General features: G+C 71.0%; 25 protein-coding genes. 13 read left to right on the plus strand and 12 right to left on the minus strand.

What is annotated here, in order from left to right:
- Positions 1–500: 500 nt before the first annotated feature.
- The 3 genes from mobC (at position 501) to LZF96_RS07580 (ending at position 1,993) form a co-directional block, all read left to right on the plus strand.
- Positions 501–839 carry a plasmid mobilization relaxosome protein MobC gene (gene mobC / locus LZF96_RS26925; protein WP_233867591.1) on the plus strand — a complete coding sequence of 113 codons (339 nt, stop codon included), beginning with the start codon at positions 501–503 and terminating at the stop codon, positions 837–839.
- 75 nt (positions 840–914) lie between these two features.
- Complete coding sequence (locus tag LZF96_RS07575; protein WP_233867594.1) at positions 915–1,109, plus strand: hypothetical protein; 195 nt, start codon at positions 915–917, stop codon at positions 1,107–1,109.
- Between the two features lie 26 nt (positions 1,110–1,135).
- Entirely contained in the window at positions 1,136–1,993 is an 858-nt protein-coding gene (locus LZF96_RS07580; RefSeq protein WP_233867597.1) for a hypothetical protein, read from the plus strand.
- Here the strand turns inward: LZF96_RS07580 and LZF96_RS07585 are convergent.
- From LZF96_RS07585 to LZF96_RS07600, 4 genes are all read right to left on the minus strand, one after another.
- Entirely contained in the window at positions 1,981–2,841 is an 861-nt protein-coding gene (locus tag LZF96_RS07585; protein WP_233867600.1) for an aldo/keto reductase, read from the minus strand. The genes LZF96_RS07580 and LZF96_RS07585 overlap by 13 nt on opposite strands.
- Positions 2,781–3,986, minus strand: a complete 1,206-nt coding sequence (locus tag LZF96_RS07590; protein WP_233867603.1) for a cupin domain-containing protein — start codon at positions 3,984–3,986, stop codon at positions 2,781–2,783. The genes LZF96_RS07585 and LZF96_RS07590 overlap by 61 nt, the downstream gene beginning before the upstream one ends.
- An 82-nt stretch (positions 3,987–4,068) precedes the next feature.
- A complete protein-coding gene (locus LZF96_RS07595; protein WP_233867606.1) occupies positions 4,069–4,230 on the minus strand; it encodes a hypothetical protein in 162 nt (53 codons plus the stop codon).
- Positions 4,231–4,827: 597 nt separating this feature from the next.
- On the minus strand, positions 4,828–5,520 hold the full coding sequence (locus LZF96_RS07600) for an HAD family hydrolase (protein WP_233867609.1): 693 nt from the start codon (positions 5,518–5,520) through the stop codon (positions 4,828–4,830).
- A 96-nt stretch (positions 5,521–5,616) separates the two neighbouring features.
- Between LZF96_RS07600 and LZF96_RS07605 the strand changes: the two genes are divergently transcribed.
- Complete coding sequence (locus LZF96_RS07605; RefSeq protein ID WP_233867611.1) at positions 5,617–6,390, plus strand: XRE family transcriptional regulator; 774 nt, start codon at positions 5,617–5,619, stop codon at positions 6,388–6,390.
- On the plus strand, positions 6,377–6,844 hold the full coding sequence (locus LZF96_RS07610; RefSeq protein WP_233867614.1) for an NUDIX hydrolase: 468 nt from the start codon (positions 6,377–6,379) through the stop codon (positions 6,842–6,844). The genes LZF96_RS07605 and LZF96_RS07610 overlap by 14 nt, the downstream gene beginning before the upstream one ends.
- Here LZF96_RS07610 and LZF96_RS07615 read toward each other — a convergent pair.
- The 3 genes from LZF96_RS07615 to LZF96_RS07625 all read right to left on the minus strand — a co-directional run bounded on the left by LZF96_RS07615 (position 6,832) and on the right by LZF96_RS07625 (position 8,295).
- The gene (locus LZF96_RS07615) at positions 6,832–7,395 is read right to left on the minus strand and encodes an HD domain-containing protein (RefSeq protein ID WP_233867617.1); all 564 of its coding nucleotides are present in this window, start codon (positions 7,393–7,395) and stop codon (positions 6,832–6,834) included. The genes LZF96_RS07610 and LZF96_RS07615 overlap by 13 nt on opposite strands.
- A gap of 220 nt (positions 7,396–7,615) precedes the next feature.
- Entirely contained in the window at positions 7,616–8,128 is a 513-nt protein-coding gene (locus LZF96_RS07620; RefSeq protein WP_233867620.1) for a PIN domain-containing protein, read from the minus strand.
- Positions 8,125–8,295 carry a hypothetical protein gene (locus tag LZF96_RS07625; protein WP_233867623.1) on the minus strand — a complete coding sequence of 57 codons (171 nt, stop codon included), beginning with the start codon at positions 8,293–8,295 and terminating at the stop codon, positions 8,125–8,127. The genes LZF96_RS07620 and LZF96_RS07625 overlap by 4 nt, the downstream gene beginning before the upstream one ends.
- A gap of 458 nt (positions 8,296–8,753) precedes the next feature.
- Here LZF96_RS07625 and LZF96_RS07630 point away from each other — a divergent pair, with 458 nt between their 5' ends.
- The 4 genes from LZF96_RS07630 (at position 8,754) to LZF96_RS07645 (ending at position 12,110) form a co-directional block, all read left to right on the plus strand.
- Positions 8,754–8,957 (plus strand): cold-shock protein, encoded by a 204-nt coding sequence (locus tag LZF96_RS07630; RefSeq protein ID WP_217143812.1) that lies wholly within the window; start codon positions 8,754–8,756, stop codon positions 8,955–8,957.
- Between the two features lie 253 nt (positions 8,958–9,210).
- Positions 9,211–10,722: a DEAD/DEAH box helicase gene (locus LZF96_RS07635; RefSeq protein ID WP_233867625.1), complete on the plus strand. Its 1,512-nt coding sequence runs from the start codon at positions 9,211–9,213 to the stop codon at positions 10,720–10,722.
- A 135-nt stretch (positions 10,723–10,857) separates the two neighbouring features.
- On the plus strand, positions 10,858–11,175 hold the full coding sequence (locus LZF96_RS07640; protein ID WP_233867628.1) for an SCO5918 family protein: 318 nt from the start codon (positions 10,858–10,860) through the stop codon (positions 11,173–11,175).
- Positions 11,176–11,762: 587 nt separating this feature from the next.
- Positions 11,763–12,110, plus strand: a complete 348-nt coding sequence (locus LZF96_RS07645; protein WP_233867631.1) for a MerR family transcriptional regulator — start codon at positions 11,763–11,765, stop codon at positions 12,108–12,110.
- 145 nt (positions 12,111–12,255) lie between these two features.
- On the opposite strand, the gene LZF96_RS07650 is transcribed toward LZF96_RS07645, so the two are convergent.
- Both LZF96_RS07650 and LZF96_RS07655 read right to left on the minus strand, forming a co-directional pair.
- The gene (locus LZF96_RS07650; protein ID WP_374203151.1) at positions 12,256–13,191 is read right to left on the minus strand and encodes a glycoside hydrolase family 19 protein; all 936 of its coding nucleotides are present in this window, start codon (positions 13,189–13,191) and stop codon (positions 12,256–12,258) included.
- A gap of 171 nt (positions 13,192–13,362) precedes the next feature.
- Positions 13,363–13,746, minus strand: a complete 384-nt coding sequence (locus tag LZF96_RS07655) for a hypothetical protein (protein WP_233867636.1) — start codon at positions 13,744–13,746, stop codon at positions 13,363–13,365.
- A 144-nt stretch (positions 13,747–13,890) separates the two neighbouring features.
- Between LZF96_RS07655 and LZF96_RS07660 the strand changes: the two genes are divergently transcribed.
- Positions 13,891–14,052, plus strand: coding sequence for a response regulator transcription factor (locus tag LZF96_RS07660; protein ID WP_233867639.1), 162 nt, complete (start codon positions 13,891–13,893; stop codon positions 14,050–14,052).
- A gap of 33 nt (positions 14,053–14,085) precedes the next feature.
- Here LZF96_RS07660 and LZF96_RS07665 read toward each other — a convergent pair whose 3' ends face one another.
- From LZF96_RS07665 to LZF96_RS07675, 3 genes are read right to left on the minus strand one after another with little or no spacing between them, the layout of a single operon-like run.
- The gene (locus LZF96_RS07665) at positions 14,086–16,059 is read right to left on the minus strand and encodes a cation-translocating P-type ATPase (protein ID WP_233867642.1); all 1,974 of its coding nucleotides are present in this window, start codon (positions 16,057–16,059) and stop codon (positions 14,086–14,088) included.
- The gene (locus tag LZF96_RS07670) at positions 16,056–16,457 is read right to left on the minus strand and encodes a helix-turn-helix transcriptional regulator (RefSeq protein ID WP_233867645.1); all 402 of its coding nucleotides are present in this window, start codon (positions 16,455–16,457) and stop codon (positions 16,056–16,058) included. Before LZF96_RS07670 ends, LZF96_RS07665 begins: the two co-directional genes overlap by 4 nt.
- Positions 16,454–17,071: an ATP-binding protein gene (locus LZF96_RS07675; RefSeq protein WP_267940612.1), complete on the minus strand. Its 618-nt coding sequence runs from the start codon at positions 17,069–17,071 to the stop codon at positions 16,454–16,456. Before LZF96_RS07675 ends, LZF96_RS07670 begins: the two co-directional genes overlap by 4 nt.
- Positions 17,072–17,260: 189 nt before the next feature.
- Between LZF96_RS07675 and LZF96_RS07680 the strand changes: the two genes are divergently transcribed.
- The 3 genes from LZF96_RS07680 to LZF96_RS07690 are packed head-to-tail and all read left to right on the plus strand — an operon-like array spanning position 17,261 to position 18,498.
- Positions 17,261–18,175 (plus strand): helix-turn-helix transcriptional regulator, encoded by a 915-nt coding sequence (locus LZF96_RS07680; RefSeq protein WP_233867933.1) that lies wholly within the window; start codon positions 17,261–17,263, stop codon positions 18,173–18,175.
- Positions 18,138–18,266 carry a DUF397 domain-containing protein gene (locus LZF96_RS07685; protein ID WP_233867651.1) on the plus strand — a complete coding sequence of 43 codons (129 nt, stop codon included), beginning with the start codon at positions 18,138–18,140 and terminating at the stop codon, positions 18,264–18,266. The genes LZF96_RS07680 and LZF96_RS07685 overlap by 38 nt, the downstream gene beginning before the upstream one ends.
- A complete protein-coding gene (locus LZF96_RS07690) occupies positions 18,250–18,498 on the plus strand; it encodes a DUF397 domain-containing protein (protein ID WP_308294165.1) in 249 nt (82 codons plus the stop codon). The genes LZF96_RS07685 and LZF96_RS07690 overlap by 17 nt, the downstream gene beginning before the upstream one ends.
- Positions 18,499–18,639 lie beyond the last annotated feature (141 nt).

Below are 18,639 nucleotides of genomic sequence, written 5' to 3' on the forward strand. Positions count from 1 at the left end.
CGGCAGATGTTCGGCCGGGCCAACTTCGACCTGCTGCGCAAGCGGGTGCTCCTCGCACCGCGAGCCCGTTCATGATCGCGGTTGTGGTGACCCTCTGTGGCCCTGGCACGGAAAGTGATCCAGAGCCACGATTCACCCGGCGCCGACACCCTGGCTCTCTGTCCCGTCTTCACCATCCGGCGCTTCCGTACTCGACCTCTACGAGAAAGGCCCTGATGCACAAGCACCACAACCCCACCCCCGTCGGCGAGCAGGAGGTGACCACCCCGGCCACCGGCCGAGCAAGTTATCGGTCAAGACACTCTTCCCCGTCGGGGAAGGCGTCTTCGATCACTCCCGCCCCGGGGGTGGCGGGAGTGGACCAGCACCGGGAGGCGCTGGTCCACAAGGCAGCGACCGAGGGCGGATCGCAGCCGGGGAAGCCGCCGCCGCGTAAACGCCGCGACGCGAAGACCACGCGCAAGCGCTCCCCGAAGCCGCCCACGCACAAGCGCGCTTACGTGTGCAGTGTCCGCCTGAATGACGACGAGAAGAAGCTGCTCACCGCTGCTGCGACCGCCGCGCGCACGAGCCTGCCAGCCCTCCTCGCCCGCAGCGGCCTCGCCGCCGCCCGCGACCTCGACACCACCGCTGCCGCCATCGCCGGACGCCGGGAACTCGTCACCGAACTGTTCGCCGCGCGACGGCACCTCGGCCACGTCGGCAACAACCTCAACCAGATCGCCCGCGCGATCAACGCCGGAGCCCTCCCTCCCGAACTCGATGCCGTCATCGCCGCCACCGAGCGCGCTGTCCAGCGTGTCCAGCACGCCACCGACCAGCTTCTCAACCAGGATTAGGGAACACCTCATGGTCAAGCGGCAGGGCCGGAACGTCACCGCACGGGAGGTCCTGCGTCTGCGGCCCACCGCGCAGTGGCCGCCGCTACCGACGAGGTCGAGTTCCTCGCCCACGTCGACGACCGGGTGGCGCAGGGGCAGCTGGTCGTCCTCGGCGGAGCCTTCGACCTCCTGCCTCTTGCCGCACCGGCCGCCCTGCGGATCGGGCTGGAGCAGACCGCCGTGCCGTGTCTTCCCCTCCGGAGACATGGGAGGCCGGTTCCTTGCTAGCGTCGGATGGTCGCCAAGGAGGTTCCGTGTCATCTTCCGCGCCTGCCGCTGCACCGTCCGACCTGAGAATCGAGCCGGTCGACGCTGTGCTCGACGATGTCGAGCGGTCTCTCCGGACCCGGCTGGACCGGGACACGCTGGTGCGCAAGCGGCGCTCGCTGGGTGCGCGGACGGACCGGGGCACATGGGTGCGCGTCGAGCGGCGCCGGATGGAGAAGATCGGAGGCCAGGGCTGGAACGGCACCGAGTGTGCGGCCGTCCTGGAGGGAGTCGCGCAGCCTCGGTGGCACCGGGCCGTTGTGTGGCGTCAGCCGGACAGTGCCGCGATGTGGCGGGCGGATGAGACCGATCTGCTACCCGGAGCGTCGATCGGCACCAGCGTCCTGGCCACCGATCCCGGACTGCCGGATGCGTGGTGGCAGGCGTTGAACGCCTCGCTGGACGCCCTGGCCGCCCACCGCACGAGCCGTGTCGCCACCCCGGACACCGTCACGATCACCCAGGGCGGTGTCACCGAGGCGGCCCGCCGCTTCCTGCCGGACGGCATCAACACGACGGTGAGCCGGTGGCGGCCCGCGCACGCGGACCTGAACTGGGCGAACATGACCGGCCCCACGTTCTGCCTGTTTGACTGGGAGGACTGGGGCATGGCACCCCGAGGGCTGGATGCCGCGTCCCTGTGGGGCAACTCCCTCGCCGTCCCGGCCCTGGCCGAACGCGTCCGCCAGGAGCGGCGCCGCGACCTGGAGAGCCGGGACGGCAAGCTGATGACCCTGTTCGTCTGCGCGAAAATCCTGGCCCCGGACGCCCATCCCGAGGACCCTCGTCTGGAGCCGGCACACCAGGCGGCGGCGCGGATCGCGGAGGAACTTCAGACCGGTTGACGGCCCGTCCGCTCGCGGAGAAGCCGCCGGTACGTGCGCAGGCTGCCGACATCCGCCTCGTACCGCAGGGCGATGACCAGCTCCGCCAGGTGGGTCGGGTCGTCCGTGCCGACGGCGACCCTCCCCACCTGCGGCAGCCGGTAGGCGGTGCGGAACGCGGCCTGTACGGCGGAGAGACCGTCGTCAGGGTCCTGGATGAAGACCCGCGGGTCGAAGGTCTTCCACAGCGGGTCTCCGGTCCCGCCTCCGAAGGGGCTCATGCCCCACAGTTGATCGAGGCCGAGGTCCCATTGGGCTGCCAGGGCTTCCGAAGCGTCCAGGACATCGACCGGAACCAGGAGTCCCGCCCGGACCATGAGCACGTCGGGCCCGGGCATGGTGCCGTCGACGAGGCCGGGCAGTGGGCGGGGATCCCATGAGGAGACGCCCCAGGCTCCGCACAGCCCGTCCGTCGCGGCTCTCTCCAGAGTGACGCACGCCGCACCCAGCGCTTCCTGACCGGCGGAGGAGCGTTCGGGCAAGGAGCGTTCCGGATTGTGCAGGAACACCAGGTCGGGGACGCGTCCGAGGTCACGGTTGGTCTGTTCCACGGCTGCCCGGAGCCTGCCGGGGTCGAGTGAGTGCTCGGCCCCGCCGGCGGCCGGGAAGAACCCGACCTTGGTGGAGACGGTGAAGCGGGGCAGGAGGTCGCCCCCCACCTTCGCCAGGGCGGTGTGGGCCGAGAAGCCTCGGTAGTTGAAGCTGGTGTCGATCGCCTCGACACCGAGTTCCAGCGCGCCGGCGAGGATCAGGCGTTCATGACGAGATCGGTGTAACCCGAGGACAATTCGGGGGTCAGGCTCGCGCACAGTTCCTCCTCCACCAGGATCTTCGCCAGGGCTCCCACCTCAGCGCCCATGACTCGGGCGGCCTCGTCCAGCCGCACCGGGTGGCCGCTCAGGAGCAAACGAAGTCCGGGCAGGGCCTTGGAGGCGAAGGTGAGTTTCTTGCCTGCGGCCACCACGATGACCGTCTCCTGCTCCTCCTGGATCAGCGGCGGGAACTCGCTGACACACGCCACGGCCTCAAGCGGTCCGAAGATCTCCAGGAAGGGAACGTGCCGACCGGAGGGAGCCTCGCGCTCGCGGAGCCGGAGGAACTCTGCCGGGCCGCGTGCGTCTAGGAGCCGGGAGGCCGCATCGGTCAGCCGCTGCTTCTGGACCTGCTGCTCCTCCGGGCTGCCCCAGCGGTCGAGGTCGTGGCGGAACACCTCCTCCTGGCGGGACCAGTCGGCGAGCCAGGTCAGCCAGCTCACGGCGGTGCGCTTGGCGAACCCGAAGGTCACGTGGGTGCTGTGGCCGCCGCCCCGGCCCGCCCGGGTGGCGGCGTGCCAGTAGCCGCGGGGGATGTGCATGACGTCGCCGGCCTTCATGGTGCCGGTCCACACGATCTCCTCGCTGGGGGTGTTGTTCCGCTCGGCGTCCCGGAACATGGGCACGGGCCGTGACGTGCCACGCACCTCCCACTGCTTCTCTCCGGCGAGCTGGACGATGAGGACGTCGTGGTCGTCCCAGTGCAGGTCGAAGCCGGAGGCGTCGTTGGTGGTCAGGTATACATTCGCCTGGACGTGCTCCCGGGACCACCACTGCAGGGCTCGGCACGTCACTTCCATTGTGGGGTCGAAGACGTTCGACTGGTCCAGGACCAGCGTCGCGCCCTCGCGCAGCAGGCTCCCCACGCGGCGCATATCGGCCATCGGTACTGCCTGACCCCGGGGCGTGACCTGCCGATCCAGGTACATGTCGGGGTGCAGTTCCTCGCCGCCCTTGAAGAAGCGAAACTGCGGGTTGGCCAGGCTCCGGCGCATGACCATGTCGAGCAGGCGCGCGGGCGTGAGCAGTCGGGTGACGAGCTGGGAGTCGCCGATGCTTCCCTGGGCGAAGTCCTTTCCGAGCGGGGCCGGGCCATCCCACCCCAGTGCCTCTTCGACGGCGCGGACCAGACGGTGCTCCATGGGTTGTTCCCTTCCTTGCGTCAGACGGGAGGTGGAAGGTGGAGGGGCCGCGTGCGCGGCCCCTCCACCGGAGAGCCGGCGGTTACGCCGCGTGGTTCAGGCCGTCGCCACCGGGCCAGGGGCCGTCACCGGAGCTGCCCTGCCCCGGGTCGGAGGTACTGCTGTCGTGCCGGTCGTGGACGCTCGCGAGGACTTCCACGGCGACCAGAAGACCCTCCTCCACGGAGGGGGTGGTGTCTCCCACTTGGTGCTCCTTCCTCTACCGGTTCTCCCGCCGGGTTCGGCGGGAAGCTGTGGTGTGCGGAGGTGCTGGTACCGCCGGGGCAGTCCCCGTGATCGCAGGGGAGCGGGTCGTCCACCGCGACGAGTGGGCGGGGGAGACCTGCGAGCCGGGCAATGCTCGGTCACGGCGCGGGAAGTCGCCTCGTGCTCGGTGTTCTCCACGCCGCCTGCGGCGCGGCTCGGCCTCGACGGTGCGGAGCACGGCGGTGCGTCGTTGAGGAGGAAGGCGTGCCGGACCTGCTCCTGCAGCTTCCGGATGCGGGAGGCCCGGGTGTACGTAGGTGTCCGGACGCCGGTCACCTTGATTTCGACCTCGGTGGTGCCGTCGAGGGTGGCGTCGGCATACCGGAGTCGCGTGCAGGGGGAGCAGCGCGGGCCATCGAGGTCGCAGCGGTACAACGCCGCAGGTGCGACATCGGGATTCCGCGGGTACCGATGACTTCCGCGATCGCATGGGCCTCCTCCGGCCAGTCGCCTGGTTGGAGACCCGATGGTGGCGGAGCGTACGGGGACCGCGTCACCGCGTATCCGGACGCTCCGAGGACGTCTCGGGACGTTTTCAGCGCGCCGCGAAGGACTCCAGGATCCTCAGGAGGCCCGCGGTGTCCGACAGGTCGGGCAGGACGACGGACGCGCCGGCGGCGGCCAGCTCCTCGGCGCTGTGGATGCCCGAGGCGACCGCGACGAGCCCGGAACCCGTGGTGAGTGCGGACTCCACGTCCCGTGGCGTGTCACCCACCAGCACCACGGGCACGTCGGAACGCACATTGCGAAGAAGACGGGCGCGCTCCCGGGCGACGGCCACGAGGTCGGGGCGCCGGAGCGCGTCGGCACCGTAGGCTCCGACCGACAGATCGAGCAGAGGGTCGAGGTCGAAGGCCGACAGCTTCACCCGGGCGTTGGCCGCGATGTTGCCGGTCAGGATCGACGACACCCAACCGTCCTGTACCGAGACGGCCTTGAGCGCGTCCCGTACGCTCGGCAGAGCCGTCCCACGCCTGCGCAGCTCCTCAAGCCGCTCCTGGCCGGCGAGGGTGAGGGCGGCCTCGACGGCGGTCCAGTCCGGCTCGGGCAGGCCCTCGCGCAGGAACATCTCCCGCATGATCAGGCGGTCCGTGCGGCCCTCGGTCCGTGCCGGTCCGGTCGGCGGGCGGCCTGCCAGTGCCGAGAACGCGGCCGCGTAGATCTCCTTGCTCACCCCTGCGTTGTCGATGAGCGTGTGGTCGATGTCCCACAGGACGATGAGCTGCATTCCGCCAGGGTAGGCACCCGGGTGCGGCGCCGGCCGCGCGGGAACGTCCCATAACGTCCTTGCCCGATCACTCCCGCCTCGGCTTCCATGGACCCTGTGAACGAGCGACTTCACTCCGTACTCGCCCAGCGCGGCGTCCCGCCCGAGTCGCTTGCCGAAGCCTGCGGGGTGGACCCCAAGACCGTCAGCCGCTGGCTGGGCGGGCGCGTACCCCATCCGCGGCACCGCTTCCGTGTCGCGCAGCACCTGCGGGTGGAGGAGACGTTCCTCTGGCCCGCCCCACAACCCCGGACCGGCCGCCCCGCCGCCGGATCAGGCGCCGAACTCGTCGGCACCTATGCCAACCGCGCCAGCGTTCCCCGCGAGATGTGGCTCTCACTGCTGCGGGAGGCCCGGAGGGAGATCGGCGTACTCGTCTTCTCCGGCACCTTCTTCGCCCAGTCCAACCCGCACGTCGCCAAGATGCTCGCCGAGCGCGCGGCCGACGGGGTACGGGTCCGCCTGTGCTTCGGTGACCCGGCGGGCCGGGCGGTCGCCGTCCGGGGCCGGGAGGAAGGCATCGGCGACGCCCTCGCCGCCAAGATCCGCGCCTCCCTGACCTACTACCGTTCCCTGCTCTCCGAGAAGGGAAGCGAGGTGCGGCTGCACGACACCACGCTCTACACGTCAATGTTCCGCTACGACGACCACCTGCTGGTCAACCCGCACATCTGGGGACAGCCGGCCAGCGCCAACCCCCTGCTCCACCTCCGAAGAGTCGACGCCTCCGGGTGGTTCGACAACTACGCTCAGAGCTTCGACGCCGTCTGGGCCGGTGCCCGGCCCTGGACGCCCAATCAGGAGGGGATGGCCGCTCATGGGCAGGACTGAGTACTACCACGACCCCGACGCCCCCAAGGCGAACACTCTCATCCCCGCCAGCAACCTGCTCGTCGTCGACGCGGACGGTGCCATCCTCCTTCAGCGCCGCCGCGACACCGGCCAGTGGGCCCTGCCCGGCGGCGCCCAGGACATCGGCGAGACGGCCGCGCAGTGCGCGGTGCGCGAGTGCTTGGAGGAGACCGGCATCGTCGCCGAGATCACCGGCTTCCTCGGCGTCTACACCAACCCGCACCACATCGTCGCCTACACCGACGGCGAGATCCGCCAGCAGTACGAGAACACCTACATCGGCCGCCCCGTCGGCGGCGAGCCCACGGTCAACGACGAGGCCGACGGCGTCCGCTTCGTCCTCCCGGCCGACCTCGACCGGTACGACATCCACCCCAGCATGCGCCGGCAGATCGGCGACTACCTCGCCGGCACCTACCCTCACCTGGGCTGAGCTGCCAGCGCATCCTCCACTCGCCCCACCGCGGCGAAGATCTCCGGCGCCGCCCGGCGGATGAACCGCCCCACCACACTGTCGTCCCCGTAGCGGCCCCGGATCTCGGCCACCCGCTCCTCAGCGGTGGTCCGCTCCCCGTCGGGCGTCGTCGTCATGTCGCAGTAGACCAGCGCGTCCACCAGCAGCTGGTCCTCCAGCAGCGGGAACTCCGCCTCCAGCACCTCCCGCAGCCCGCGCTCCTCGGCTTCCAGCAGTGCGAACGAGTGGTTCGCCACCAACCGCACCAACCGCTCGTCCGCACTGTGCTCATCCCGCAGGAACCGGGCCCCGTCCAACGGATGGAAGCCCGTCACGGCCAGCCGCGGCGCGTACCCCACGTCATGCAGCGTGGCGGCAGCAACGAGCAGGAATGCCTCCTTGCCAAGGACCTGGCTTAATTCGACCGCGCGTTCGGCAACTCCTTGCGTGTGTGCCCACCGTCGTGGAAGCACAGTACTGAGTTCGACTTGTGCTACCTGCGTCGACCACTCCACAGTCAGATCGCCCATGTTGCACTTCCTGTCCTGAGAAGCGATTCCCAAACCGGATGTAGTGTCAAGTATTCCCAGGTCAGGCATGGAATCGCCGTCGGGTAGGCATGCTCAGCCCCGAATGATGGGGTCCGAGTGATGCGGAGGTGGCAATGCCGTCGGCGATGGGGCTGCTGGAGGAGCGCGAACGATTGGCGCGGGCTCATGCGGATCGACTGGGTGAGCAGGTCGAACAACTTCAAGCCGCGCTGGCCGTGGCCGAACAGGCCGCCCAGCGCGCGGTCATCGCCCGCGAGGAGCCGGCCACCGGCCGCTCCCGGGTCCGTCGGTCGGGGGTGGGCTCAGGCGGGGCCAGGTGGGGCAGGCCGATGTCGAGCACGGCCTTGATCAGCTCTCTGTCGTAGGTGACGAAGCCGGTGAGCTCATCGCGGAGGGGAGCCGCTGTCGCGAGGTGGATGGCGTCGAGCGTGCCCAACTTCTGCACCTCGTGGCCGGCGGCCCGAACCAGGGTCTCGTCGTCGATCGCGATCTGATCCACCCCCACCAGGGTGTTGCCCACCAGGAAGGGCACCCGCTGCCGATCCATGCCGGCTCGGCGGAAGGTTCGTGCGATCTCCACTCCGGCCAATTGGGAGGTCGCCAGGCGCGCGTCCGGCCCGAGCGCTTCCCGCCAATGGCGCAGGACCTTCGTTTCGGCTTCCCGCCGCACCGGCTTCAGCGGCGCGCCCGCGTCCATGTAGTACGGGCTCACCGCGTGCGCCCCTCGTCCCGCTCCGCGACCAGGAGTTCGGAGAGGGAGGGGAGTCCGGTCAGGTCGTCGATCAATTCGGGCATCGCGCCCGGGTCGACCGCGCGGCGGACCCGGTCCGTGGCGACGAGTCGGTCGAGTGCGGAGGTGGGTTCATTCACGGGGGACATAAGGAGAGGCCTTCCCCGTTCGGGCGCGAGGGCCCCTGGCCACCGGGATCAGGGTGGGGGTGGGCCGGGATCGACCTTTGGGCCTGCCGAACGGGTGATGTGGCCTTCGTCTCTGTGGGGGCCGTTCGGGCTCGTGGCGATACCTCGCGCCCGGGAGGGCGCGTGGCCGCATCGAGCGAGGTCAGGGCGGTGTGGCGCCGGCGCGCGGGAGTAACGCTGAGATGCGCGTGAACCAATATCTGTGCCGGCGAAGTGAGAAATGGGTCCGGTGCGCGGGGAATATTCCTCACGTGACGGGCCGGCGGAATTCCGCGCATCCACACCGCCCCGCGGATCATGCTAGTGTCGATCCCAGTTGCAGTAGTGGTTGCCTGAAGGTTTTTCCGACGGGGTGATCATCACGGCGACCGAGGTTCACGAGGTGTGGGCTTCGAGCACCGTCCTGAAGGAGATTCATCATGGCTTCTGGTACCGTTAAGTGGTTCAACTCGGAAAAGGGCTTCGGCTTCATCGAGCAGGATGGCGGCGGCCCCGACGTCTTCGCCCACTACTCGAACATCGCCGCCCAGGGCTTCCGTGAGCTGCTCGAGGGTCAGAAGGTTACCTTCGACATCGCGCAGGGCCAGAAGGGCCCGACGGCCGAGAACATCGTTCCGGCCTGACGCTTACGCACACTTCGCAGCCGGGACCCGCACCTCGGGGTGCGGGTCCCGGCTCGCGGTTTTTCCGGGATCCCGGAGTCCCGACGGGGAAACCCCCGTCCAATATCCGACGCCCCCGTTTCGAGGGGGCGGGCTCGACCGGCTTCGCATGGAAGTTCCGGTCCCATCATCCCCGGCTCGTTCTTGCGATTCTCTGCGCCGCTCGTGTGCTGCGGGAATTCCTTGTTACGCGCCGCGTCAAGGAAGGTTTCGCATGAACCGTACACGCACGCCTGATCGTTCCGGCCGCCCGCGCACCGGAGGCTCGAACTTCGGCAGGACCGGCGGCCGATTCGGAGACGAGGCCGCCGGCCGCTCGCATTCCTCCCGCCCTTCGCGCCGTTCCGGTTTCCAGGGCTCCGCCCCCCGGCAGGCGCCCCGGGGCGAGTTCGCTGCTCCGAAGACGATCACGCCGGCTCTGCCTCCCGTGGAGGCCTTCGCCGATCTCGACATGCCGGCGCCGTTGCTGAAGGCGCTCACCGGAGAGGGTGTGACCGTCCCCTTCCCGATCCAGGCGGCGACGCTCCCCAACTCCCTGGCCGGTCGGGACGTTCTCGGCCGCGGACGCACCGGTTCGGGCAAGACCCTCGCCTTCGGCCTCGCGCTGCTGGCCCGCACGACCGGCCGCCGCGCCGAGCCGCGCCGGCCGCTCGCCCTGGTCCTGGTGCCCACCCGTGAGCTCGCCCAGCAGGTCACCGACGCGCTCGCCCCGTACGCCCGCGCCCTCCACCTGCGGTTGACCACCGTCGTCGGCGGGATGTCGATCGGTCGGCAGGCGAACGCGCTGCGCTCGGGCGCCGAGGTGGTCGTCGCCACGCCGGGACGCCTCAAGGACCTCATCGACCGGGGCGACTGCCGGCTGGACGATGTCGCCATCACCGTCCTGGACGAGGCCGACCAGATGACGGACATGGGCTTCATGCCGCAGGTCACCGCCCTGCTGGACCGGGTGCGTCCCGACGGGCAGCGGATGCTCTTCTCGGCGACCCTCGACCGCAACGTCGACCTCCTGGTCCGCCGCTACCTGAGCGACCCGGTGGTCCACTCCGTCGACCCGTCGGCGGGCGCGGTCACCACGATGGAGCACCACCTGCTCCACGTCGACGAGGCGGACAAGCACCGGACCACCACCGAGATCGCCGCGCGCGACGGCCGGGTGATCATGTTCCTGGACACCAAGCGCGCGGTGGACCGGCTGACCAAGCACCTGCTGAGCAGCGGTGTCCGGGCGGCCGCGCTGCACGGCGGCAGGACCCAGCCGCAGCGCACCCGGACCCTCGACGGGTTCAAGAACGGGCACGTGACGGTGCTGGTGGCCACGAACGTCGCGGCTCGCGGCATCCACGTCGACAACCTCGATCTGGTCGTCAACGTGGATCCGCCCGCCGACCACAAGGACTACCTCCACCGGGGCGGGCGCACCGCCCGCGCCGGCGAGTCCGGCAGCGTCGTCACCCTGGTGACGCCGAACCAGCGCCGTGAGATGACCCGGCTGATGACGGCTGCCGGTATCACCCCGCAGGTCACCCGGGTGCGCTCGGGCGAGGCGGAGCTGACCCGGATCACGGGCGCCCAGACCCCCTCCGGGGTGCCGATCGTCATCCCGACCCCGGCCGCGCAGCGGCCCGGTGGGGCGGGTGCCCCGGGCTCCCGGGGCGGTCGGGGTCGCCCCGCCGGCAGGGGCGCGCGGCGTGGCTCCGGTTCCGGTTACGGGGCACGGCGGTAACGGGTCGGTGTCGCGACCCCGTCACCCGTCACCCGGTTGTCTCCGGTCTCTCCCGCCGGTCACCGGCATCCGACCGTCGATCGCCGGTCCCCCCCGCTTCCGCCGGCTCTTTTCCCTCTCTTCCTGTGAGGCATCATGCGCTGTGTCATCGCCCGGTACCCGTTCGACCTGACCATGAACGGCGTCCTGACATCCATGAAGAACGTCACGCCGGAGCCCATCACGGGTGAGTCCGTGACCATCGGTCGGCGCCGCTACCCGATCAAGCAGGTGGGTCAGGTGATCACTCGGCAGGATCGGCGGGACTTCAGCAGCGGCGAGGTGGTCCGGGCCATGACCCGTCTCGGCTTCACCTGTCACGACCTTCCCGGCACCGTGCCCGTCCCCACCACTCCGCTCGAGGCCGCCTCGCAGATGTTGGGTGCCCCGGCACCCTCTTCGCGGGAGGGCTGAGCAGGGGCGGGAAACCGCCTTTCCACAGCGGTGGGGCCGGAGACGGATGTCTCGGGCCCCACCGCTGTTCGTCGTTCACGGGCCGATCGGCCCGACCGGGGTGTCGGGGGTGGTGGGTCGCCGGGACCGTTCCGACCGGTCCGCCGTCCCCGGCACGCTCACCACGGGACCGCGATACCTGTTCGCCCCGATGGGTGAAATCTATCTTTGCTGCGATAGACATTGGCGGATCGTGCGGCTAGGGTTTTCTTGTGGGAAGGGGTGGACGAAGCCTGGCGGAGGTGAAGCCGTCAGGTTCCGGAACCCGCTCCCGACCCGTGAACGGTTCCGAGAAAGAACGGAGGAGGAGACGCCATCAAGATCGCCCGGCCCGAGAACCCTTCGGCCCGGGTGCCACAGGACCGGGGATGGAAGGTGGTCCCACATCGCGCAGCGACGATCCTCGTACACCCGTCCGTCCACCGGACGTGGTGACGAAAATGGAAGGTCGGCAGAGCTGTAAAGCCGACAGATGGTGTTGAGTTTCCTTCGGGGCCCCGGTGCCGTACGGCACGGGGCCCCTCGACACGTGGCACAACTGAGGTGAGATGACAGCAGACACCCCGATCGGCGACCGATTGGACGACGACGACTACCCCGCGTACACGATGGGCCGGGCCGCGGAGATGCTCGGCACCACTCCCGGTTTCCTGCGCGCCATCGGTGAAGCCCGCTTGATCACCCCCCTCCGCTCCTCGGGTGGGCACCGCCGGTACTCCCGTTACCAGCTGAGGGTCGCCGCCCGGGCCCGGGAGCTCGTGGACAGGGGCACCCCGATCGACGCCGCCTGCCGCATCATCATCCTCGAGGATCAGCTCGAGGAGGCTCGGCGCATCAATGAGGAGTACCGACGTGCCACGACCGGGTCCGACGCCCGTGTCGGCAGCCACGTCTGAGCGATGGCACCCGACCGCCGGGCACGGCCGTGTCGCCCCCCGGGGCCGGACACCGCGGTGCCGCGGTCGGGACACCGTCGGGAGGCGCCGTGCCGGTTCCGGACCGCCCGGGGGCGGCTCCGATCCCGTGGTGCGGTGACGGCTCTCAGCAGGAGAGGTTGCCGCCGGGGGTGGTGCCGAGGATCTGGGTGAAACGCTGGAAGGTGTTGATCCGGCTCTGCACCTGCCCCGGGTTGCCTCCGTTGCACTCGATGCTGCCGTTGATGCTGCGGATCGACTCGCCGAAGCCGGCGCCGCCGACGATGGCCTGGTGGCCGCTCATGTGGCCCGCGCCGGACTGGGTGTTCCAGAACCACAGGGCGGTGCGCCACGCGATGGCCGCGTCGGTCTCCACCAGGCGGGGGTTGTTGAGCAGGTCGATGCCGAGGGCGTCACCCGCGGCCTTGTAGTTGAAGTTCCAGCTCAGCTGGATCGGGCCCTTGCCGTAGTAGGCGTCGTGTCCGGCGGGGCAGCCGTAGGGTTGGCTCGTGTCGCAGTAGTGGGAGTAGTTGGCGGTGTTCTGCTCCACGATGTGGACCAGCCCACCGGTCTCGTGGCTGACGTTGGCCAGGAAGGCGGCGGCCTCGCGGCGCTGCACCTCGGTGCCACCGGTGGTGGTGAAGCCGGGGTAGGAGCCGAGCGCGGCCACCAGACCGCTGTAGGTGTAGAAGGAGTTCCGGTTCGGGAACATCTGGTTGAACTGGGCCTCGCTGACGACGAAGCCGCTCGGGCTCGGGGTGTTGCCGCCACCGCTGTTGCCGCCGCCGGTGTCGCAGGTGTGCGGGTGCCAGAACCAGTGGCTGATCACCGGGTCGTAGCCGGGGTTCTCGTGCTCGGCGCGGTAGTAGCTTCCGTTGTAGCGCACGATGCTGCCGGCCGGGTACCAGGTGCCGGCCTGCCAGTTCGTGGCCGTCTCGCAGGATGCGGAGGTGGTCGAGGGCGTCGTGGTGGAGGCCGAACTGACCGAGGGGCCGAACGCGACGGCGATTCCCGTCACGAGGGCCGCGGTCGTCAGCAGGGTCACGAAGCGTTTTTTGAGCACGCTGTCAGTCCTCGGAGTGTGGGGGAGGGCGCGCAACCCGGGGTGTACCGGGGCGCTGCCGTGTGGGGGTGGGCCCGGGCCGGGAACGAGGTCCCGCACGGGCGTGTTCCTCCACTGAAGCCGGCTGAAAGCCGCCGCGTCAAGGTCTAGACCATGTTCCGGAACGGCTCTTCACAGGACGCCCCCACGCGCGCCCGGTGGCCACCACGGCCGTGCCCCGTCCAGGGCGTCGGCGAGCCCGGGCCCCCACCCGTAGCGAAGCGCCGAGGCGGCGAGATCCTGGAGGGCGTGGCAGCTCGGAGCGGTGCGTCCGACCGTCGTGACGCCGCGCCGCAGCACCCCCGGCTCCCCGGGCGTGCGCAGGGCCCACCCGGTGATCAGTCCCGGCAGGCGATCATCGCCGAACTCGACCGGCGCTCCGCCGTCGCGGGGGAACGCTCCCGGATGGCCCGTGACCCGCACGACGTCATCGCCGGACACCTCTCCGTCATCGCCCATCCAGGCGGACGCGGCGCGTTCGCCGCGCGACGACCCCGGGGCGATGGAGAAGGTCATGGGCGGCATGAGGGAGAACAGCCTCGACCCGGCGGGTGATCTCGCGCTTCGCCGGGGCCGCGCCCCCGCCGCCGGGCCCGGTGAGGGAGCCGGCACGGCTCACCGAGCGGGAACGCGAGGTCTTCGACCGCCCCGGGGGAGGGGTTGTCGAACCGCCGGATCGCCCGCCGCCTGTACATCGGCGAGACGACGGTGAAGTCGCACGTCTCCAACATCCTCGCCGAGTTGGACCCGCGCTCCCGGGTGCAGGTCGCCGTCCTCGCCCGCGAACACGGGCCGGCCGCCGGGGGCGACGGCCCCCGGTGAGTCCGGGGCGGGGACCGTCGCGCGCCGGGGCGCTCACGCCGGGGCGGCCACCGCCGCCGGAACCTCCGATGTCCCCGACGCGGGCGCGATCGGCGCCACCGCGGCACGGCCGGCCCGCACCCCGTTGGCGATGACGAGGATCTCCGCGACCTCGTGCACGGCCACGACGGCGGCCAACCCGAGAACCCCCATCAGGGAGAGGGGGACCAGCACCGCGACGATGCCCAGGGACAGGACGATGTTCTGGAGCATGATCCGCCGGGCCCGGCCGGCGTGGTGGAGGACGTGCGGCAGGTGCCGCAGATCCTCGCCCATCAGCGCCACGTCGGCGGTCTCGATGGCCACGTCGCTTCCCATCGCGCCCATCGCGATGCCCGGGTCGGCGGCGGCCAGGGCGGGGGCGTCGTTGACGCCGTCCCCGACCATCGCCACGGGCCCGGCCGCCCGCAGGCCGACGATGTGACGGGCCTTGTCCTCCGGGCGCAGCTCGGCGTGGACCTCGGTGATGCCCGCCCCGGCGGCGAGCGCGGACGCGGTGCGGTGGTTGTCCCCGGTGAGCATGACCACGTTCCGCCCCTCGGCGCGCAGCCGGGCGACCACCTCGGCGGCCTCCGGGCGCAACTCGTCGCGCACCGCGACGGCGCCGACGACCCGACCGGCGTCCTCCACGAGCACCGCGGTGGCACCCGCCCGCTGCATGGCCTCCACCCGCGCGGCGAGGTCGCCGGGGTCGATCCAACCGGGCCGACCCAGCCGGACCGGGCGGCCGTCCAGCCGCCCCGTCAACCCCGCGCCGGGGACGGCCTCCACGTCGGCCGCCGGTGACACGCCGTCCCCGGCGGCGGTCAGGATCGCCCGGGCCAGGGGGTGTTCGCTGCGGGCCTCCAGCGAGGCGGCGAGCGCGAGGACCTCCCCCTCGGAGACGCCGTCCACGGCCGCCGTCTCCACCACGGCGGGTTGGTTGCGGGTCAGGGTGCCGGTCTTGTCCAGGGCCACGGTGCGCACCCGGCCGAGGGCCTCCAGGGCCGCGCCGCCCTTGATCAGCACACCGAACCTGCCGGCCGCGCCGACCGCCGCCACCACGGTGACCGGTACGGAGATGGCGAGCGCGCACGGTGAGGCGGCCACGAGGACGACCAGGGCCCGCTCGATCCAGGTGGCCGGATCGCCGAGGAGGCTTCCCAGCAGCGCGATCAGGGCGGCGGCGACCATGATGCCGGGCACCATCGGGCGGGCGACGCGATCGGCCAGACGCTGCCCGGCGCCCTTGCGGGACTGCTCGGCCTCGACGATCCGCACGATTCGGGCCAGGGAGTTGTCCTCGGCCGTCGCCGTGACCTCGACCTCCAGCACGCCGGTGCCGTTGATCGACCCCGCGAACACCTCCGACCCGGGCCCGGCCTCCACCGGGACCGACTCGCCGGTGATCGCGGACAGGTCCAGCGCCGAGCGGCCCGAGCGGACCGTCCCGTCGGTGGCGAGGCGCTCTCCCGGCCTGACCACCATCGTGTCGCCGATCCCCAGTTCGCCCGGAGCCACGGTGACCCCGACGCCGTCCCGCAGCACGGTCGCCTCGTCCGGGACCAGGTTCAGCAAGGAGCGCAGGCCGCGCCGCGTCCGGGCCAGGGAGTAGGCCTCCAGGGCCTCGCTGATGGAGAAGAGGAAGGCCAGCATCGCGGCCTCGCGGATCTCCCCGAGGAGCACCGCCCCCACGGCGGCGATGGTCATCAGCGTGCCGACCCCGATACCGCCCCGGAGGAGTCTCCGGAGCGCGGAGGGTATGAAGGTCGCGCCGGCCACCACCAGGGCGAGCGCGTACAGGGCCGTTTCGGTCGGCCCGGGAGCGTCGAGGCGGCCGGCGACCAGCCCGCCCACCAGCAGGGCGCCGGCCACGACGGCGGCCCGGAACTCCCCGACCTCCCACAGGCGCTCGGGCTCCCGGGCCCTTTCCGTCCCTGTCTTCCCGGCCTTCCCGGTCGGGGAGTCGCCGCAGCACGCGTCGCTCATCGAGCGCTCGCGGTCGGGGCCGGGGCCGGGGCCGACGCGGCCGTCGGGGTGCCGTACCTCGGGCACAGGTCGACCGCCTCGCCGGTGGCCTCCAGGAGACGTTCGGCGCTGGCGAGCAGGTCCAGGAGTTCGGGCCGGGCGAGCGAGTACAGGGAGGCCCGGCCCTGCGGGCGGGAGGTGACCAGGCCGCAGTCGCGCAGGCAGGACAGGTGCGCCGACACCGTGGACTGTGCCAGGCCCAGCCGGGAGACCAGGTCGGTCACCCGGGCCTCGCCCTCCGCCAGACGGCGCAGGATCGCCAGGCGCGCCGGGTCGCCGAGCGACCGGAACAGGGCGACCGCCGCGGAGGGGGCACCGCAGACGGGCGGGGGAGAGGGCTCGCCGGGATTCATCGTCATGGAGCGATGTTATCCGCCATGGGCGATGCAGGGGAAGGCGAGGGGGCGGTGGACACCTCGGCCCAGACGGTCTTGCCGGTCGGGGGGTGGGGGTCGGTGCCCCAGCGGGCGGCGAAAAGGGTGACGAGGGGGAGCCCGCGACCGGACTCGGCGGTGGGGGAGGGTAGGCGGGGGACGGTCGGCGGCAGGGCGGGCGAGGCGTCGATGACCTCGATCCGCACCCCGCCGCGATCCGGGGCGACGGCCAGGCGGAGCCGGAACTCGTGGCTCGGGACCCGATCGGGAACGTGACCGGACACCCGACCGTGGCGGGCGGCGTTGGCGGCGAGTTCGCCCACCAACAGCGCGACCGTGCCCGAGACCTCGGAGGACGCCGGGAAGCCCTCGGCGGCGAGGTGACCCACGGCGTGCCGGCGGGCGGCCCGGGCGCCCTCCGGGGTGGCGGGAAACGTCCAAGAGCGCGCCGAACGCGCCGAGCGCGCCGAGCACCCGGAACGGGACGGGAACACCGGGGCTCCGGTGGGTGAGTCGCGTTCGGTGAGGCTCGGTCCCGGGCCCGGTGAACCGGGCAGTGCGGTCGTTCGCTCGTTCGGGTCATCTTCGGCTGACGGCATCGCCTTTGACACGGAATTGGTCCTTCATGGGTGGTGCCGGTGCGCAGCGTGCGTGCGCGGTGACCTTCCGTCTTCAGGTTTCGGCAGGGAAGCCCGGGTTCGGAAGGGGAGAAGGCCTTACCCCCGGGCGCGTAAGCGCCGGGAGACGGGAGTGGAGTCGTGGCGAGGGAGATCGATCCGCGTTCCTCGATGGCGGCGCTGTTCGGCGCCCGGGTACGCAAACTCCGTACGGCGGCCGGGCTGACCCAGGCCGAACTGGGCCGCCGGGCCTACGTGGTGGACTCGCGGATCACCCAGATCGAGCGGGCGTGCGGCGCCCGCCCCACACTGGAACTCGCCCGCGCCCTGGACGAGATCCTCGACGCGGACAGTCTGTTGACCGACCTGTGGCCGTACGTCTACCGGGAGACCTTCCCCGACTGGTCACGGACCTTCATGGAGTACTCGGCGAGGGCGGTGAGGATCCATCAATACGCCGCGCACGTGGTGCCGGGGTTGTTGCAGACCCCCGACTACGCCAGGGCCGTGTTGAGCAAGGGGCGTTCGCTGCGCGATGAGGCGCACCTCAACGAACGGCTGACCGCCCGATTGCGGCGCCAGGAGCGCCTTCGGGAGCCGGACCAACCCGAGTTGTGGCTGGTGTTGGACGAAGCGGTGCTGCGGCGTCCGGTCGGCGGGTGGAAGGTCATGCGGGCTCAGTTGGAGCGACTGTTGGAAGCGACCCGCGATCCCCGGGTGACCTTGCAAGTCCTCCCCTTCGACCAGGGTGAACACGACTCGATGGGAGGCTCGCTCACAGTGTTGACCCTGCCGGACCAGACCGAGATCGCCTATACGGAAGGTGCGGATTATGGCCAACTCGTCGAGGATCCGTCCGAGGTCGGTCTCTACTCGTTCCTCTACGATCGGTTGCGGGCAGTAGCTTTGCCGCCACTCATGTCACTCGACATGATCCGATCCGCGATGGAGGACGATCACAGTGGAGCGAGTATCCCGTCCCGGAACCAGCGTCGGCGTTTGGCGCAGAAGCAGCTACAGCAATCAGGAGGGTGGCGACTGCGTCGAGGTGGCCGGTGGGGTTCCGGGGGTGGTACCGGTGCGTGACAGCAAGGCGCCGGCCGGTCCGGTCCTCGGCTTCGCCGCCCCCGCGTGGACGGCTTTTCTCGGTGGGTTGAGCGATGGCACCGGGCGTTGAGATGGGAGGCGGGGCCCTCGCCGGAGGGTCTCACCGGCCCGAGCCGGGCAGTCCGGCGTGGCGCAGAAGCAGCTACAGCAATCAGGAGGGTGGCAATTGCGTCGAGGTGGCCGGTGGGGTTCCGGGGGTGGTGCCGGTGCGTGACAGCAAGGCGCCGGCCGGTCCGGTTCTCGGCTTCGCCGCCCCCGCGTGGACGGCTTTTCTCGGTGAGATGAAGAAGCCCCGCCGCTGAGTTCGAGAGCCGCCCCGGCTCACGGGGGAGCGGACCGGCGGGGCCCGGAAGAGGTGTGCGCACGGCGACGGCCGCCCGCCGGGTCCGGATCCCGGTGGACGGCCGTCGCGGGCCCCGGCCGAAACCGGCGGGTGCCCGAAA

Origin of the sequence: Streptomyces sp. ST2-7A, from assembly GCF_021390475.1 — a bacterium.
Taxonomy (GTDB): domain Bacteria; phylum Actinomycetota; class Actinomycetes; order Streptomycetales; family Streptomycetaceae; genus Streptomyces.

What these genes read in the sequence shown, in the direction of transcription:
- LZF96_RS07590 (WP_233867603.1), bottom strand. Translation starts at nt 3,986, where the DNA reads ATGGAGCACCGTCTGGTCCGCGCCGTCGAAGAGGCACTGGGGTGGGAT.
- LZF96_RS07600 (WP_233867609.1), bottom strand. Translation starts at nt 5,520, where the DNA reads ATGCAGCTCATCGTCCTGTGGGACATCGACCACACGCTCATCGACAAC.
- LZF96_RS07610 (WP_233867614.1), top strand. Translation starts at nt 6,377, where the DNA reads ATGGGCAGGACTGAGTACTACCACGACCCCGACGCCCCCAAGGCGAAC.
- LZF96_RS07615 (WP_233867617.1), bottom strand. Translation starts at nt 7,395, where the DNA reads ATGGGCGATCTGACTGTGGAGTGGTCGACGCAGGTAGCACAAGTCGAA.
- LZF96_RS07625 (WP_233867623.1), bottom strand. Translation starts at nt 8,295, where the DNA reads ATGTCCCCCGTGAATGAACCCACCTCCGCACTCGACCGACTCGTCGCC.
- LZF96_RS07630 (WP_217143812.1), top strand. Translation starts at nt 8,754, where the DNA reads ATGGCTTCTGGTACCGTTAAGTGGTTCAACTCGGAAAAGGGCTTCGGC.
- LZF96_RS07635 (WP_233867625.1), top strand. Translation starts at nt 9,211, where the DNA reads ATGAACCGTACACGCACGCCTGATCGTTCCGGCCGCCCGCGCACCGGA.
- LZF96_RS07640 (WP_233867628.1), top strand. Translation starts at nt 10,858, where the DNA reads ATGCGCTGTGTCATCGCCCGGTACCCGTTCGACCTGACCATGAACGGC.
- LZF96_RS07645 (WP_233867631.1), top strand. Translation starts at nt 11,763, where the DNA reads ATGACAGCAGACACCCCGATCGGCGACCGATTGGACGACGACGACTAC.
- LZF96_RS07655 (WP_233867636.1), bottom strand. Translation starts at nt 13,746, where the DNA reads ATGACCTTCTCCATCGCCCCGGGGTCGTCGCGCGGCGAACGCGCCGCG.
- LZF96_RS07665 (WP_233867642.1), bottom strand. Translation starts at nt 16,059, where the DNA reads ATGAGCGACGCGTGCTGCGGCGACTCCCCGACCGGGAAGGCCGGGAAG.
- LZF96_RS07670 (WP_233867645.1), bottom strand. Translation starts at nt 16,457, where the DNA reads ATGACGATGAATCCCGGCGAGCCCTCTCCCCCGCCCGTCTGCGGTGCC.
- LZF96_RS07675 (WP_267940612.1), bottom strand. Translation starts at nt 17,071, where the DNA reads ATGCCGTCAGCCGAAGATGACCCGAACGAGCGAACGACCGCACTGCCC.
- LZF96_RS07680 (WP_233867933.1), top strand. Translation starts at nt 17,261, where the DNA reads ATGGCGGCGCTGTTCGGCGCCCGGGTACGCAAACTCCGTACGGCGGCC.
- LZF96_RS07690 (WP_308294165.1), top strand. Translation starts at nt 18,250, where the DNA reads ATGGCACCGGGCGTTGAGATGGGAGGCGGGGCCCTCGCCGGAGGGTCT.